The organism is Microcoleus sp. POL10_C6, assembly GCF_036701585.1.
GTDB lineage: Bacteria > Cyanobacteriota > Cyanobacteriia > Cyanobacteriales > Microcoleaceae > Microcoleus.
The window spans coordinates 121,140-136,907 of sequence record NZ_JAUBRB010000001.1 but is presented as its reverse complement, the minus strand read 5'-3'; the positions used below and the strand labels follow the sequence as shown (position 1 = coordinate 136,907).

14 protein-coding genes are annotated in these 15,768 nt (G+C 47.6%); 3 read left to right on the top strand and 11 right to left on the bottom strand.

What is annotated here, in order from left to right:
* Nucleotides 1-156: 156 nt before the first annotated feature.
* On the bottom strand, nucleotides 157-3,258 hold the full coding sequence (locus tag QUA34_RS00550; RefSeq protein WP_333383208.1) for an MFS transporter: 3,102 nt from the start codon (nucleotides 3,256-3,258) through the stop codon (nucleotides 157-159).
* Nucleotides 3,259-3,747: 489 nt separating this feature from the next.
* Here QUA34_RS00550 and QUA34_RS00545 point away from each other — a divergent pair, with 489 nt between their 5' ends.
* Entirely contained in the window at nucleotides 3,748-5,157 is a 1,410-nt protein-coding gene (locus QUA34_RS00545) for a 2-polyprenyl-6-methoxyphenol hydroxylase-like oxidoreductase (protein WP_333383206.1), read from the top strand.
* Between the two features lie 363 nt (nucleotides 5,158-5,520).
* On the opposite strand, the gene QUA34_RS00540 is transcribed toward QUA34_RS00545, so the two are convergent.
* From QUA34_RS00540 to groES, 10 genes are all read right to left on the bottom strand, one after another.
* Nucleotides 5,521-6,375, bottom strand: a complete 855-nt coding sequence (locus tag QUA34_RS00540) for a lysophospholipid acyltransferase family protein (RefSeq protein ID WP_333383203.1) — start codon at nucleotides 6,373-6,375, stop codon at nucleotides 5,521-5,523.
* A 1,126-nt stretch (nucleotides 6,376-7,501) separates the two neighbouring features.
* Nucleotides 7,502-7,693 carry a hypothetical protein gene (locus tag QUA34_RS00535; protein WP_333383200.1) on the bottom strand — a complete coding sequence of 64 codons (192 nt, stop codon included), beginning with the start codon at nucleotides 7,691-7,693 and terminating at the stop codon, nucleotides 7,502-7,504.
* 326 nt (nucleotides 7,694-8,019) lie between these two features.
* Nucleotides 8,020-8,307 (bottom strand): hypothetical protein, encoded by a 288-nt coding sequence (locus tag QUA34_RS00530; RefSeq protein WP_333383197.1) that lies wholly within the window; start codon nucleotides 8,305-8,307, stop codon nucleotides 8,020-8,022.
* A gap of 518 nt (nucleotides 8,308-8,825) precedes the next feature.
* On the bottom strand, nucleotides 8,826-9,239 hold the full coding sequence (locus tag QUA34_RS00525; RefSeq protein WP_333383194.1) for a hypothetical protein: 414 nt from the start codon (nucleotides 9,237-9,239) through the stop codon (nucleotides 8,826-8,828).
* Nucleotides 9,240-9,250: 11 nt separating this feature from the next.
* Nucleotides 9,251-9,913 (bottom strand): glutathione S-transferase family protein, encoded by a 663-nt coding sequence (locus QUA34_RS00520; RefSeq protein WP_333383191.1) that lies wholly within the window; start codon nucleotides 9,911-9,913, stop codon nucleotides 9,251-9,253.
* A 61-nt stretch (nucleotides 9,914-9,974) separates the two neighbouring features.
* Nucleotides 9,975-10,343, bottom strand: a complete 369-nt coding sequence (locus QUA34_RS00515) for a hypothetical protein (protein ID WP_333383188.1) — start codon at nucleotides 10,341-10,343, stop codon at nucleotides 9,975-9,977.
* A 41-nt stretch (nucleotides 10,344-10,384) separates the two neighbouring features.
* The gene (locus tag QUA34_RS00510; protein WP_333383186.1) at nucleotides 10,385-10,645 is read right to left on the bottom strand and encodes a hypothetical protein; all 261 of its coding nucleotides are present in this window, start codon (nucleotides 10,643-10,645) and stop codon (nucleotides 10,385-10,387) included.
* A gap of 150 nt (nucleotides 10,646-10,795) precedes the next feature.
* Nucleotides 10,796-11,134: a flavoredoxin gene (locus tag QUA34_RS00505; protein WP_333383183.1), complete on the bottom strand. Its 339-nt coding sequence runs from the start codon at nucleotides 11,132-11,134 to the stop codon at nucleotides 10,796-10,798.
* A 177-nt stretch (nucleotides 11,135-11,311) separates the two neighbouring features.
* Nucleotides 11,312-12,952, bottom strand: a complete 1,641-nt coding sequence (gene groL / locus QUA34_RS00500) for a chaperonin GroEL (RefSeq protein WP_333081100.1) — start codon at nucleotides 12,950-12,952, stop codon at nucleotides 11,312-11,314.
* A 152-nt stretch (nucleotides 12,953-13,104) separates the two neighbouring features.
* Entirely contained in the window at nucleotides 13,105-13,416 is a 312-nt protein-coding gene (gene groES / locus QUA34_RS00495; RefSeq protein ID WP_332945088.1) for a co-chaperone GroES, read from the bottom strand.
* A gap of 404 nt (nucleotides 13,417-13,820) precedes the next feature.
* Between groES and QUA34_RS00490 the strand changes: the two genes are divergently transcribed.
* Complete coding sequence (locus QUA34_RS00490; RefSeq protein WP_333383180.1) at nucleotides 13,821-14,246, top strand: ferredoxin; 426 nt, start codon at nucleotides 13,821-13,823, stop codon at nucleotides 14,244-14,246.
* Nucleotides 14,247-14,892: 646 nt separating this feature from the next.
* Complete coding sequence (locus tag QUA34_RS00485) at nucleotides 14,893-15,543, top strand: response regulator transcription factor (RefSeq protein ID WP_333081102.1); 651 nt, start codon at nucleotides 14,893-14,895, stop codon at nucleotides 15,541-15,543.
* Nucleotides 15,544-15,768: the final 225 nt, after the last annotated feature.

Below are 15,768 nucleotides of genomic sequence, written 5' to 3'. Positions count from 1 at the left end.
GGAACTGGTTTACCATAACATTATTCAACCGTACTAACAAATTAATAAAAACCCGTTCCCACTTCCCGATCAACTCCTTTACTAACATTAGTGCCTGATATCAATAGAAACTCATATCAGGCACTATCTGCAATCTGATCGCAACTTGGGTCTTTTTTATCGGATGACGGCTAAAGCACCGGCGCCGGCTGCTGCTGCGGCCGAGGTAAGAGCGGTGAAAAACAGCCACCAAGAGGCAACTTCTGCTGCTTTCCGGGTTTCTTCGGCTTGTTTTTCGGCTTGTAATTTGATGCTTTCGAGGCGAAGCTGCGCCTCTTGCTGCAAGCGTTCTGCTCTTTGCAAGACGCTGTTGCGGCTTCTTTCAATTTGGTCGATCAAGCGGTTGGCATCTGCTTCGGAAATGTCCTCGCGGGAACTCATTAGTGCTACTAAAGTATCGCGGTTGAAATGACCAAGCCGATCGCGCAAAGCATCAAATCCGGCTTGCGGATCGTCAAATAACTTCCGCACATCCCGCGTAATGCCTTCGTAGTTGAGTTCAGGGCGATCGAGCGAATTGAGGTAATCCCGAATTTTTCCGAGAATCCCGTCAATTACCGACTGAATACCCTCCTGTATTTTCTGAATTTGCATTGCGAACTCATCGCGCACCGACAAAATTCCATCGACAATGCGATTGGCTTCTGCTTCAGAAATATCCGGCCGCTGAGACAGCAGAGAAACAACTGTAGCTCGATCGATGTGTGACAAGCGCTCGCCCAAACTGTAAGCGCCGACTTTCGGGTCATGCAGCAGCAGTTGCAAGTCGCGCTTGATGGCTTCGGGATTTAATTCATCCTTGCCCGTATTACGCAAATAATCTTCTAAAACGCTCTGAAAATCCTGCACTTGGCTTTGCATCCGCTTTGCCAAACGGCGCGGCGCTTTCACAATCGAGCCAAGGGTTTCCTGCACTTGGTCGATAATTTGATTGACTTGTTCCTCGCTCAAATCTTGTCTCTGAGAAAGCAGTTTTACCAAAGTATCGCGATCGACTTGAGACAGACGGCCACGCAGCGCTAAAGCTCCTTCTTTGGGATTTTGCAGCAGTTTTGTCAAATCCCGCTGAATCCCTTCAGGATTGAGTTCTGATTTGCCCGTATTGCGGAGGTAATCTGCAAGGGCGGTTGTTGTATGGTCGTACTGATCCTTAGCTTTTTCGGCCAACTTTTGCGGCGCATGCACCGCGCTGTGCCAATTTTCTTCGGCGCTGTCGAGAAGGTGATTTACTTGGTCTTCGCTGAGGTCTTTCCGCTGAGATAGCAATTTTACCAAAGTTTCGCGATCGAACTTAGAAGCTCTAGCTCTCAGCGCCCACATTCCCGCTTCCGGGTTGTCCAGCAGCGTTTTCAAATCGCGCTTGATGCCTTCGGGATTAAGTTCTTCTTTGCCCGTAGACTTCAAGTATTCTTGTACTCTTTGCCACTGGTTGTCTAGTCGGGCCTGCGCTGCTTCTTGCAGACCTTTAGCATCTGCTAAAACTACATCTCGCGTCCTTTCCAACTCTTGAACAATCTGTTCTACTTCCTGGAATCCGAAGTTTTCGCGGCCTCGGAGAATTTGCACAAAACTGTCGCGGGTGTAAGGAGAAAGCCGATCGCGCAACTGTTCGTAACTAGCGTCGGAATCCTCTAAGATTTTTTTGAAATCGCTCCCGATACCTGCTGCTGTCAGTTCTTCTTTCGGCGTCAGCTTCAAATAAGTTTCCAACCGCCACTGCAAATCGCGAGATTTTTCTTGCTCCTCCGCAAAGATCACGGTTTGTAAAACGCGCTGTCTAATTGCTTCTAATTCCTGGGAAATTTCTTTAATTTTGTCTTGGGTAAAAACGCCTCTACTAGCCAGAATTTCGGCAAAATTAGACTGTTTTAGTTTTTCTAATTCGCGGCGCACAGTTCCAGGATCGGCTGTAGGATCGTAGAGAACGTCCCGAAATTCGCGCTCGATGGCTTGGGGGTTCATCTGCCACGAATAAGTGTTGAGTAGGTAGTTTTCTACGTCCGCACGAATTGGGCTGTAAGTTACGGGTTCGCCTTTGACTTGAGCGGTAATTTTATCAGTTTGCTGGGTAACTTTCTCTTTAGCTTCTTTGAGCTGACCGACTACTTTTTCCACATCCAAGTCAGAAATATCCGTGCGACCCAATACTATTCCCATTAAAGCATTGACTGCCATTGTCGTTGCTTGGGACATCATGGTCGGGCTTTGTCCAGAATTTTGACCGCCCAGATTGCTGAGGGCTTTTTCTACTCTACTTGCCAATTTATCTGAGACCAAATCTCCAGATTTGGCAGATTTGAGATAGTCTACTAATTGGGCGATGCCGTCTGATTGCTGCCCTTGTTTTCCTACTTGTTTCCAAGCATCTTGAAGTTGGTCTACAATCCGGTTTACGTCGCGTTTTGATAAGTCCGATCGCGAACTTACTAAATCTACGAGAGTTTGCCGATCGAGATTCGGCAAATTTTCGGCTGCAATAGTTTTTAGTTGCGGATCATTAAGCAATTTTTCAAACTCGCTACGCATCCCTTTGATGTCTAATTCTGGCGGTTTGAGGCTTTGGATGTAGTCTTCGACGTTTTCGCGCAAGCTTGTGGGGTCGATCGCGCTACCCAGTTCATGACCCACTGCTGCTGCTGCTGCTTTGGCTGTGGCGACTACTTGGTTGCTGGCTGCTTTGGCGCCGATGGCCGAGGCTGCGGTGCCGACAATGGCTTGAAAGCCTGATGTCGCGGTGTTGACGAGGGAACCGATCAACTGACCAACGGTGGTGGAACTCACCCAGACGAGCATTGAGAAATAGGTTGCCCAGACGACTAAACCGACGATCGCACCTAAACCGGGACTGCTAATCAAGCTGAGCTTAACTGCTAGCAAGCAAGCAAAGAATAGGGCAACGGTGACGGTGATTAGCGTCCAAGTACCTACCTTTCGGCCGATGTGGCGGACTGGGGGGCTGCCGCTATCCGAGTGGTGGCCGTCGTCGTGGGATTGTCCCATGTACGAAAGGCCCGCAGCTACTGATAAATTTGTTAGCAAGAGTTGGAAAGCGCAGGCTAGTACGACTCCAGCTATCAAGGCGATAAAAAATTGCGGCCCGGAATAAAGGAGTGCTGCGTCTTCTGCTGTGTTTGTTGTTGTAGTCTGGTCTACTGGTACTTGGGCCAGCCAGAACCCGATGTTATACAGTTGTGGATTTATTGGCAAATTTTGATACATAGTATATTCCTCGTTAAGGAGTGGGTGCGCGCTCATTGGCGCAAGTTAACCAATGTATAGTTTTAGACTCATGCCCCCAATGGCAAGCATCGCCTTATTGACGAGCTAAAGCATCCCCCTACAGTTGGAAGTGTAGAAATATGTCTGCGGCCGGCTGTCACTTTAGGAATATTTGTGGTATTTAAATTGGCCGTTGTGAAGTTTTTAGTTCTCCGTTATGAGTAAGGTGCGCTGCGACGCATCCGAGATAGATGGTATAGCCTTTCGAGCTCTCATATGAGGTACTCATGGGCATAGGGCATAGGACATAGGGCATAGGGCATACGTCACTTTTTTGAGAACCGCTATAGTAATGGTAAGTCGGATTAAAATAATTGCAGAGGAAAATCTTGGGTCGATCGATATTAAGAGTCGGCACAGAAGCCCAGACAAATTGTTCACAATTCATCAATCAATGCCATAGGAAATTAGCTTTCAAGGAATTCGATAGTGCAGCGAAAAAGTCATGCAATTATTATTGGTGGCAGTTTAGCAGGACTGTTGGCCTCTAGAGTATTAGCAAAACACTTCGACCGAGTAAGTATTGTTGAACGAGATTTTTTTTCAGACCAACCCGCACCTCGCCCTGGGATTCCTCAATCTCGTCATCTTCACATCCTTTTAAATCGGGGAAAAATCATCCTCGAAGAGTTTTTTCCCGGCTTGGAAAACGAACTGGTAGCTGCTGGTGCTCCTAGTTTAGATCCGAAGTCGATCGGGTGGTTTAGTCCGGCGGGTTGGGCCCCGCAATTTAGCCCGGATCTAAATAATTTAATTTTGTTCAGTCGAGATTTACTTGATTGGCAAATTCGCCGCCGCTTGGCTGAAAATACGAATGTGCATTTCCTCGAAGGAGGTACAGTAACGGGGTTTATGGCTAAGGCCTCGCGCACGGAAGTTGCTGGCGTGTCGGTGCGTTTTCGCGATCGCCACAACCCTGGTAACATCCATGTAGAGAATTTGTATGCAGATTTAGTAGTCGATGCTGGTGGCAAAGTTTCCAAAACACCTCAATGGTTGAAAAGTTTGGGTTATGAACCTCCACAAGAAACCGTTATCAATGCTTTTGTCGGCTATGCCACTCGCATTTATAAATGCAGCGGTAAATTGTCAGACACAGCGCCAGTATTTGTATCACCCGGACCGCCGTTCCGCACCCGTGGCGGTGCACTTTTCCCGATCGAAGGCAATCGCTGGCTGGTGGGTTTCGCCGGGGGCGATCGCGATTATCCCCCCACAGACGAAGCAGGTTTTCTAGAATTTGCCCGCAGTCTGCCAACCCCGACAATTTATCATGGAATTAAAGACGCAGAAGCAATAACACCTATTTATAGGTATCGAGGTACCGAAAACCGTTTGCGACACTACGATCGCCTCTCTTGTTATCCTGAAAATTTGGCAGTTATCGGTCATGCAGTTTGCGCTTTCAACCCAGTTTATGGCCAAGGAATGACCGTTGCTGCACTGGATGCTCAGATGCTAGATGAATGTTTGCAAAAGCAAAGAGAGTGGTATCCAGAAGGCGATTTAACAGGATTTGCGGGACAATTTCAACAAAAACTAGCAAAATTACATACAATTCCTTGGACATTTGCCATCAGTCAGGATTCCCGCTATCGGGGAAGTGAAGGTGCCAAACTAAACCTCGCTACGCGGCTGACAATTGATTACATGGATCTAGTGTTAAAAGTGCTGGTCTCAGATGCTAAAGTTTGTCAAGCATTTTTGGAAGTTCTGCACATGATTGAGTCGCCGGCTGTACTTTTTCATCCGAGTATTGCGGTTAAGGCGATCGGGCAATTAGTCACCGTTCGACAGAATGCCGAATTAAGATCAAGAGTTTATACAGAATCAGGTTAGTTTTGCCAAGTCTATTTTTTCACCGCCGAGTAAGGAAGATAAACGCAGATTAAATCCTCTTCATCAGCGTTGATTTAACCTGATATGATGTCCGCTACAACCTGCATGATAAAAAGTATCACTTTGGCGACGGCGGTTTTCGGGTATTTCACGTAATTAAGATGGGTAAAATCCGATTTAGTACCGCAATTGTCGGTTTTTGAAATAAATCTAATGATTTATTTCAAAAACTGTTTGCAGTCACGACTTACCCATAAGAGTCAAGAAACCATTTTTTTTACCCATATCCCTCGCGACTCACGCTATTTTGTCGTAAAAAAAATCGGTTTCTGCTGCAGAGAATAATCTAGACTTGTGCAATCGTTACTTGCCAGCCAAACAATCTAATTGTTCTTGCATTTGGGCGGTAACTCGCTCGAAACAAGCATCAACGTAATCGCGATCGCGCGCCGCCTCCGAACCATACCTCTCAAATACAATCGGTTCGCACACGCGAGTCCGAATTTGCACGGGTAAAGGCAGGTTTGGCAAAGGCCCAATACTCAATCCCCAAGGCAATCCCAAATACACGGGCAATACCACCGGATCGATGCCAAATAGCCACGGCATTCCCAATTCATGCAATTGCTTTGCTTGTTCGTACAAATCTGCCAAAACTATCAAAGTATCGTGAGCACCGTGCGATATAATTGGTACAATTGGTACTTCTTCTCGCAATGCTAATTTGATAAATCCCTTGCGTCCGGCAAAGTAGATTTGATCGCGCAAGTGGTGGGGGCGGAAAACATCTTGAGCGCCGCCCGGATAGACGAGAACTGGGGCATTTTTCCGCAAAGCTGCGATCGCCATTTTCGGATGCGCCTTGAGGGCTCCACACTGAACCGCCATGCTAGCAACATCAGGAGAAACTTGCCAAACCGTTGGGTGCATCAATCCGTAGGCCAAGCGTTCCGTTCCGTACCTGCGGAACCATTCGTATAGGAACATAAACATATCTGGAGCGGCGAGTCCCCCGTTGTGAGAACCAACCACGAGCATTTTTCCGCTGGCAGGCACGTGGTGCCAGCCGTCGCTTTGTACGCGGAAGTAGTAGCGGTACAGCCATTCCCAGAATGGCAACAAAAGCTGAATGAAGTCGGGATTGCGATCGTCTAAAGATAGACCGTCAAAGGGATATTTAGAGGATTTGCCGTCTTTTTTGTTAGTAGTTATTGTCACTGCAAAAATATTTAACGCTTTGGTTATTATATAGCAGAAGGAAGAAAGCTTTAACTCTCTGAGAGAGAAGGCTTTAGTTATTTGGGAAAGAAGGAAGAAGGGAGGAGATTCGTTGGGCTTTTCCTCTCCTTGTACGTGCGCTAATCGCCATCGCCCTGCGAAAAAAAGATTTTTCCTATCATTAATATGCTCCCATTCCGCAGGAATCACCGCATTAGTTTTAGCAATTGAAAACCTCCTAAACATCGAGTGCGGTTGCTATAGCAATATAATTAAATCAGAATTGGCGCAAATATTTGGTTTCTGATGTGAGCGGGCTGCTTTTGTTCGGAGGTTTTGTGCTGGTTGTCTCCACAGGAACAAAATCGGTTGCAAACAGCTACAGCAACTGTCGCTGATGGCGGGGCGACTTTAGCCAGAAAAACACAACTGTGCCTCAAGCCGATAAGTTTCCGTTTTGGAAGATTTTATCAAATTGACGCCAGCCCTCGGGTCAATGCTAGCGATTGGTGCTGTTTACCACAATTTTAAGTAAGGTACGATCGACAATGGAGTTATGTCAGCGAGATCGAAGAACTGTATCCGGCTTCCGACACCCCACTGCGACGATGGGGTCGATCGCGCCAATCGCCTGTCAATCGATTTTAGATTTTAGATTTTAGATTTTAGAGGCGACCCCACGGATAAATGCGGGGGGCTTGAGGATTTTCGATTTTCGATTTGGGATTGATTCCACGGATAAATCCGGGGGCTTGCACCATCAAGAAATTCTTGGTCAATCTGAATCTTGGAGCATGTCCAGCACAATCTCGCTCTCGAAGCTGCCAAGAATTCACCTGAAATGTAGCCCCATACTACTCAACTGCAACAACAGGCAGCTAAATGGTTTAACGAACACCTGACAAGATATTGGCGGACAACACATGACTTTGATTCCTAGTAAACTGTCCCGCATTTAAACAGTTAACTGTTGACTTTCCCCCTCTGCCATTCCCCGACTCGGACACTCTGACCTTCTCCCCCTATCCCGCTCTGCCATAATGAGCCATTTATAGGCGTAGCAGCTTTATGTCTCTTCGCTCAACTCACCAAACATTAAATAATATCAATAAAACTTGACTTGTGGTCATAAAAAAGTTATATAAAGCTTTTTTGTGGAAGACAAATCGATTTTTTTGCTATATTGACCTGCAATTAAGATAATTATTGTGGTTAAGTGAGGATTTGAACGGATGAAAAACTTGAATTGCTGGAACAAACCCGCTGCATTGCTGGGCGCGATCGCGATCGTAGCCGGAAGTTTGCAGGCGAATGCCATCGCTGTTGCCGCCCCATCAACATCCACTGTCAGTCAAGATGCTGAAAATATTTCCTTTGAAGATAGCGCCACGTTTCAAATAGCCCAGGCTGGCAACCTTTGCCGCAAAGTCACTCCCAAAGAAGGTTTGACGGTTCGTCAGAACCCAGACCCCAAATCCCCTAGAGTTGGCGGGGTAGCACTTAACACACAGGTAACGCTGTCCCAAGGTGCTACTTCTGTTAAAGCCTCCGACGGTCGCCTCTGGATTCAAATTACCGCTCCCGTCACAGGGTATGTGGCTAGTGGCTATCCCAACGACGAAAGTAATTTAGGTTCGTGCACAATTAGTCAAACTCCTTCCCCAAGTCCCGCACCAGCGCCAGCACCAGCGCCAGCACCAGCACCTGCACCAGCGCCTGCACCGGCACCTTCCCCAAGTCCCGCACCAGCGCCAGCGCCAGCACCAGCGCCAGCACCAGCACCAGCACCAGCACCAGTACCAGCACCAGCACCAGCGCCAGCACCAGCACCAGCGCCAGCACCAGCACCAGCACCAGCGCCAGCGCCAGCACCAGCACCAGCACCAGCGCCAGCGCCAGCACCAGCCCCAGCACCAGCACCAGCCCCAGCACCAGCCCCAGCAGTGGGCCCTGTAAGTCTGTGTCGCCAAGTAGAACCTCGCGTAGCGCCGAAGGGTCTAGTTATCCGCGCGGAGCCTTCAAAGACTTCTGCTGTTAAAGGCAGCGTAGCGGCTAACGGTCAAGTAACGCTTGTTCCCAATTTCCAATTAGTGAAAGATAAGAATGGAGAAGAGCGCAATTGGCTTGAGATTTCAGGCCCTGTGCCCGGATTCATCTCGGCTGGAAATTTGATCATGTGCAAGTAAACTTCTGAGTTCGATCGCTCTTTTTGACTAAAAGAGCGATCGACACCGAAAATAGTTTTAAGTTATTGTGGCGCAGCCAGGAAACAACGCAGATCCCAGATTGCTTCCTGGACTTACGCAGGAATAACTTATTTCTGTCGGCAGCCAGCGGTAGCGAATCTTTCTGTGCCTCTGTTTTTCATCATTGGTTGCGTAAAGTCCTAGCTTCCTTCCTCGCAATGAAGGCGGGGTGAATAAATTTAAGCAAAAAGCCGATCGACCTTTCTACTGACAGCGGCCGCTTGTCCAATTTTGGTGTCCGCGATTTGGTTGACACTTGGATTGTCGGCCAATCCAGACAATTTCCCACTTATTTTGCCTGAGTCTGAGTTCGATGCGGTGTCGCATTGCAGCAACAGAATCGTCAGCTAAACCGACGACTGTATGCACAATTACTGCTGTTTCTCCCGTGGGATATTCAACTGCAATTTGGTCGCTTTTTCGGCCTTCAGATTCTCGGTCACTGCTAAAGAGTTTTGCTGCGATATCTTTGGGGTTGGAGACGGTAATTTTGCGATCGCCCAGGAACTGTTTGACGTTAATTGGTTCGTAGTTTGATCGGGCGGCGGGCTGCCCCATTGCTGCGATGGGAATTTGGATGCAGGCAAAAACAGCTAGGAAAAAAAGCGATCGCTTCACAATTGATTGGTTCAGGAGGCTTCAGATTGTGCGAGAAATTTTTGTCTCCGAGATGCGAAAGCCGCCAAATCTGCCTCGGTGAATTGAGTTTGCTGCCATGAGGGGCGGGCAAGCAGTCGATCGCACCAAGCTTGAATTTTAGGATAGCCGTCTAGGGACACACCAACCCAAGATAGCAAGGGCACGACGGTGCCGGCAACGCACTCGGCAAACGTCAGACTGTTGCTAGCGAAAAAAGGGCGATCGTCCAACAAACCTTCAAAGAATTTCAACACTGTATCGACTTTTTCCTTAGCCTTTGCGATTTCCTGCGGTTGGGGAGTTCCCCATCCCATTTTTTCACTGCTGAGGGGGTAAAGTGCCGGCGCAAGTTCGTTAACCGTGACCAATTCTACCATCTTCACAACTGCCAAATCTTTGGCATCTTTTGGCAGCATTGCCGGTTCTGGATACTTCGCTTCTAGATAGTCAAGAATTGCTAAAGACTCGACGACAGTGAAGTCATCATCCACCAAAACAGGGACGCGGTGAAAAGGATTCATTGCGATAAAGTCTGGCTGCAAGTGATCGCCGTCCAAGTGGATTTCTACTAATTCAAAGTCGAGGTTTTTTTCTAAGAGGGCGATCCAGACGCGGCGGGAGTTGGCGGAAATGGGAGTGTGGTAAAGTTTCATGGCGGTTGCTATAATCAAAATATCATCATAACAAACTTCTAAAAATGCTATTATTGGCTGATTATTGGCTGATAGTAACTTCCTGACGCACAGACGAGGTAATAGCCTCTACTAGAAATAACCGCTCGCTAACTGACAATTTAAGCGTTAATTTTACTAATTCTTGAAAAGATAAATCTTGTGAATTTTCCGAATAATTATCATTTCGATAGGGCAAAAAACTATCATCAGAACTTAAAGGTTTGGTATTCTGCTCTAAAGTTGTCGTCATGTCTGCGTGGAGAAGCTCTAAAAATTTAATATCGTTCCCTAGATCGGCAGCCTCATCCTCATCTACATCTTCAATTACTTGCAAACGTTCTTGATAGGCATTGATTTGATGTTCAATGGCTTCTATAATAAACCTGAAATCTTTAAATGATAGATTCATGTTATTTCCATTCCCAAGGACGAATATTTAGCAATCCCTAACTAGACAGTTGCTGGAAGAAGCATATCCTCTACTTGTCTAATTTGCTCCCAATCAATTGCTGCCACCCAAAGACTTTCCTCTTCAGAATATTGCACTACGCCATCCACTTCTAATTCTTCGCTATAGAGGGTGAGCAATTGACCATTTTGCAATTTAATATTTTGGCGGCTCAAATCTTCAATTGTACCAACACAATTCAGACGAAGGCGACTCTGTTTATCAGCATTATGAAAGTCTGCAAAGATTCTAGGAGAACTCATATTTATTACGACACTTAAGATAAATTTTTTGAGGGGAGATTTACGCAACTGACTCACTTAGATGAGCTTGTAGGGTGCGTCAGACGAAGTGATGGATTAATATAACCAGGGTTTGAGGGTCTGACGCACCCTAATCTATGTGCCAGTTGCCTAAGTCCTAGATGGGTTAGGAATCGTTGGTATCAGCAGAAGACTTGCTTTTTCTGGTGTTAAGCCAGTGAGAGTTGCATGATTTAAACTTCTGCCAGAAGTACGGATGACATCTCCACCTTCCGAGCGAACTTTAGCCACTGTGGTAACACCCACTTGTCTGTGAGGGATTGCTAATGCTAATTCTGCTACAGACAATTCTACTGCACATTCTACAGAAATTCCCGTGAGGCCGCTGGGGTGGGTTCCTATGGCACGTTGAATATCTTCTGGATGATTACGACCATCACGAACTACTAAGGCTTCGTTGGGAATTATCTCCACATTTGTTTTAGCCATTTTAAAATTCCTAGTTTTTATATAAACGCAGGGTTTGGCCATTAGGTTGTGACCTTGCGTTTTGAGGAAAAAAATAATTTAATTAATTTATCTTCAGAGTTAAAGTTATACCTAACACTAAAAACTGTTACCAATATAACAGGGCGGGCCCTAAAGCCCGCCCCATCAAACTATCGATTAGTAATCGAAGTCGCCACCGCCCATGCCGCCGCCAGCGCCTGCAGCAGCGCCATCCTTCGGTTCAGGCTTGTCAACGACGATGCACTCGGTTGTCAGCACCATACCAGCAATAGATGCGGCATTTTGCAGAGCAGAACGAGTTACCTTCGCAGGGTCAACGATACCAGCTTCAAACATATCGACAAACTCATTTGTCGCTGCGTTGAAACCAACGTTGAACGGCTTTTCTTTGACGCGCTCAGCAATCACAGCGCCATTCAAACCAGCATTTTCAGCAATCCGCTTCAGAGGAGCAGCCAGAGCCCGTGCCACAATCAAAGCACCGGTCAATTCTTCGCCCTTCAGGCTGCTGTTAGCCCACTCTTCTAATTGAGGAGTCAGGTGAGCCAAAGTTGTACCGCCGCCAGGAACAATTCCTTCTTCGACAGCAGCTTTGGTTGCGTTGATCGCATCTTCAAGACGCAGTTTGCGATCCTTCATTTCTGTTTCGGTAGCCGCGCCGACTTTGATGACTGCGACGCCACCAGCCAATTTGGCCAAACGTTCTTGCAGCTTTTCTTTGTCGTAGGAAGACTCGGTTTCGTCCATTTGACGGCGAATTTGTTCGCAGCGAGATTTGACTGCGACTTCGTTACCTTCGGCAACAATTGTGGTGCTGTCTTTGGTGATGGTGACGCGACGAGCTTTGCCGATTACTTCCAGCTTGGTGTTTTCCAGTTTCAAACCGGCATCTTCGGTGATCAGTTGACCGCCGGTCAATACGGCGATATCTTCTAACATGGCTTTGCGTCGATCGCCAAAACCAGGTGCTTTAACAGCAGTCACGTTCAACACACCGCGCAGTTTGTTGACAACGAGGGTAGCTAAAGCTTCTTTCTCAATGTCTTCTGCAATGATCAACAGCGGGCGGCCGGAACGGGCTACTTGTTCGAGCACTGGTACTAAGTCTTGTACCAAGCCGATTTTCTTGTCTGTCAGCAAGATGAAGGGTTCTTCGAGAATCGCTTCCATCCGTTCGGTGTCGGTAACAAAGTAGGGAGAAATGTAGCCTTTGTCGAAGCGCATCCCTTCGGTGATTTCCAATTCGGTGGTCATAGACTTCCCTTCTTCCAGGGAAATCACGCCTTCCTTGCCCACCTTGTCCATTGCGTTGGCAATCATTTGGCCGACTTCATCGTCGTTACCAGCAGAGATGGAGCCGACTTGAGCGATGGCTTTGGAATCTTCTACTTGTTTGGCGTGTTCGGCAATTTTTTCTACCAAAAACGTGGTTGCTTTGTCAACACCGCGCTTGAGGGCGATCGCATTTGCGCCGGCTGCTACGTTACGCAGACCTTCTTTGACCATGGCGTGAGCCAAAACGGTAGCTGTTGTGGTACCGTCGCCTGCTGCGTCGTTGGTTTTGGAAGCTGCTTGACGGATCAGGGCAACGCCTGTATTTTCTACGTGGTCTTCTAGTTCGATTTCTTTGGCGATGGTAACACCGTCATTGACGATTTGAGGAGCTCCGAATTTCTTTTCGAGAACCACGTTACGGCCTTTGGGGCCGAGGGTTACGGCCACTGCTTCGGCCAAAATGTCCATACCGCGTTCGAGGGCGCGACGTGCATTTTCGTTGTAGATGATACGCTTAGCCATAGTTTTTGGGGATGAGAGGATTTGAGATTTTGGATGGGGGATGATGGATTTTAGTCATTTGTCCCGTGTCATTAGTTGTTTGGCGGCGTTCGCTTTAAACTAATGACTGATGACTAAGGACTAAGGACTAAGGACTGATGACTAATGATTAATTAGTTAACGATCGCCAGAATGTCTTTTTCTGCAAGCAAGACGTATTCGTCTGTGCCGAGTTTGATGTCGGTGCCGGCGTACTTCGAGTAGAGAACTTTGTCGCCGACTTTGACTTCCATTTCAATGCGGGTGCCGTCGTCATTGCGCTTGCCGGGGCCCACGGCCGCGACTTCGCCTACTTGGGGCTTTTCCTTAGCTGTGTCGGGCAGAAGGATGCCGCCGGCGGTTTTTTCTTCGCTAGCGCTTACTTTTACGAACACGCGCTCGCCTAACGGTTTAACGGTAGAAACACTCAGTGATACTGCTGCCATAAATAAATCTCCAGATTACAGATTGTCGTCAGTCGTCAGGGGTCACGATGAAAGCAACAGCGGACTACTTACAACTGACATATTAGCACTCTCGACTCCTGAGTGCTAATTTAGCTCTAGAAAGGGGCGATCGCAACTTAGTTGTCAGTACGGGTTCCCGAACCGAGCATGAGTTGAAGGGAAGGAGAGGGGGGAGTGCAGGGCTGTTTCATTCTCCAAAAAACGAGGATTTTGTAGGGGTAGTGCCCCCGTGCCTACCCTCCCCACCGACGATTTTTCGGTTATTTCATAGGTAGGGGCAGCCACGGGGGGCAGCCCCTACAAGACAATGAAACCGCCCTGGGAGTGGACGCTGTGGTGATGACTTTAGACCGCTAACCAATTACTTTTGAGTGATGAATAAAATGACAGAAAATAACCAGGAATATTGCAGCCAAGGCTTGAGCGCTTGCGTCCAAAGCCTGGGAATCGCTCAAATCGAGCGGCATATTTTTATCTGTGCCGACCAAACCGTGCCCAAGTGCTGCGCTCGGCAAACCAGTCTGGAGGCGTGGAATTACTTAAAAAAACGCTTGCAAGAATTGGGGTTGGACAAGCCAACTGCCACTCGACCAACCTGCGTTTTTCGCACCAAAGCCAATTGCCTGCGAGTGTGCGCGTCTGGCCCGATTATGGTAGTCTATCCAGACGGAGTGTGGTATCGCGACGTTACTCCACCCGTCATTGAGAGAATTATTCAGGAACATCTCCTAAACTCAAAGGTCGTTCAAGAATACGCTTTCTTGACTCATCCTTTGCCAGTGCCTGCTGAGGCGGAGCAAAACGTCTAATTATAGCGCTGTTAAAGTACATGGGTATAATTAAAGGTTAAATTTAAGGTTAAGGGTGAGAATTTGAGACAGTTTGGCTTGCGGGCAATCGCACCTGCTACAGCTCCATAAAACTGTAGTTAGGTTCTTGTCTTCCCTGGGTGGCTTCCCGTGTTTCTGGTGTTTCTCAAAAGGTACACCAAAAAAATCGATCGGAGGAACTGTGAAATTTTGTGCAAAAATTTCTCAGTGGCAGACACTAAGCAGGTTGCCAAACTACACTAGAAACAGTTAAATACGTAAGTAGGGAGTCTGCTTAAATTTCTCTATATCAGAAGTATCATTTAAAACCGGGGCATTAACCTGAAATTGAACCGATCGAGATTAAATATTTAACTTGCGCTCTGTTAGGCAATCTCCAATCAATCAAGGCCGATCTTGACAGGGCGATCGTCCATTACTGGTTTTGGCTGCGTTCCAGGTCGTAAGACACTCAGAAACAGCCGTCGATTACAGGTTGGGAAGCGGTAATACCCGCCCCGCTTTCCCTCACCGCCATCCCTTCAGTCGATCGTCGTCCTCCACTCCCAGCCGGGTGGCGGGGGACTGACCGAAAAAACAGAAGTGAAAAGAAGGAAGTATGCGGGATACTTTAGCGGGAATAAACATGACAAAGGACAATAATTCAGGAGAACAAAAACGGCTGATGCTGGTTGACGACGACCCCAATTTGATCTTGCTGGTCAAGGACTACTTGGAGTTTCGGGGTTACAACGTCATTACAGCAGAAAACGGCAGAGACGCTCTGGAAAAACTAGAACAAGAAGTTCCCGACTTGATGATCTGCGACGTGATGATGCCGGAAATGGATGGCTACACTTTAGTCAAACACATCAGAGAAGACCCTCGCACGAGCTGGATTCCGGTTCTTTTCTTGTCCGCAAAAGGTCAAAGTTCAGACCGAGTAAAAGGCTTGAGCACTGGGGCTGACGTTTATATAGTCAAGCCTTTTGAACCAGAAGAACTGGTGGCCCAAGTGGAATCTTCTCTGAAAGCAGCATCCCGCTTGATTAGCCACTCAAATCCCGGTATGGACAGTGGCCCAAAAATTAAGGCGCGCCGCAATGTCGAATTGACTCCCACTGAGTTAAAGGTCGTACAGTTGCTAGCGCAGGGTATGGCAAACCGCCAGATCGCAGACGTGATGAATGTCAGCCAGCGGACAATCGAAAGCCACGTCAGCAATATGCTGGGCAAAACAGGTCTGCACAACCGGACAGAGTTAGCTCGCTGGGCTCTTGAAAGCAAAAAGGCTTGAGCGGAGGTAGTCTGCGCTATGAAATCAGGGGAGCAAAATCTACTGCTATGCGCTGGGCGTATGCCTGCTTGGCGGTAGGGCGGTGGGCACGGTAGTTTGAAGGCGCCATTAACCTTGACACGGCAGCCGGTATTGAGTTACTAGGCGTATAGTTTGTGAGGGCCCCTCGCTCAAATGCAAGCAGGGTTAAAAGAACCCTCTGGCGGTAGAGCCGAAAATATGAAA

Excerpts from the sequence above, each read along its gene's own strand:
- QUA34_RS00550 (WP_333383208.1), bottom strand. The coding sequence starts at position 3,258 with ATGTATCAAAATTTGCCAATAAATCCACAACTGTATAACATCGGGTTC.
- QUA34_RS00535 (WP_333383200.1), bottom strand. The coding sequence starts at position 7,693 with ATGGCATTCGCCTGCAAACTTCCGGCTACGATCGCGATCGCGCCCAGC.
- QUA34_RS00520 (WP_333383191.1), bottom strand. The coding sequence starts at position 9,913 with ATGAAACTTTACCACACTCCCATTTCCGCCAACTCCCGCCGCGTCTGG.
- QUA34_RS00515 (WP_333383188.1), bottom strand. The coding sequence starts at position 10,343 with ATGAATCTATCATTTAAAGATTTCAGGTTTATTATAGAAGCCATTGAA.
- QUA34_RS00510 (WP_333383186.1), bottom strand. The coding sequence starts at position 10,645 with ATGAGTTCTCCTAGAATCTTTGCAGACTTTCATAATGCTGATAAACAG.
- QUA34_RS00505 (WP_333383183.1), bottom strand. The coding sequence starts at position 11,134 with ATGGCTAAAACAAATGTGGAGATAATTCCCAACGAAGCCTTAGTAGTT.
- groL (WP_333081100.1), bottom strand. The coding sequence starts at position 12,952 with ATGGCTAAGCGTATCATCTACAACGAAAATGCACGTCGCGCCCTCGAA.
- groES (WP_332945088.1), bottom strand. The coding sequence starts at position 13,416 with ATGGCAGCAGTATCACTGAGTGTTTCTACCGTTAAACCGTTAGGCGAG.
- QUA34_RS00490 (WP_333383180.1), top strand. The coding sequence starts at position 13,821 with ATGACAGAAAATAACCAGGAATATTGCAGCCAAGGCTTGAGCGCTTGC.
- QUA34_RS00485 (WP_333081102.1), top strand. The coding sequence starts at position 14,893 with ATGACAAAGGACAATAATTCAGGAGAACAAAAACGGCTGATGCTGGTT.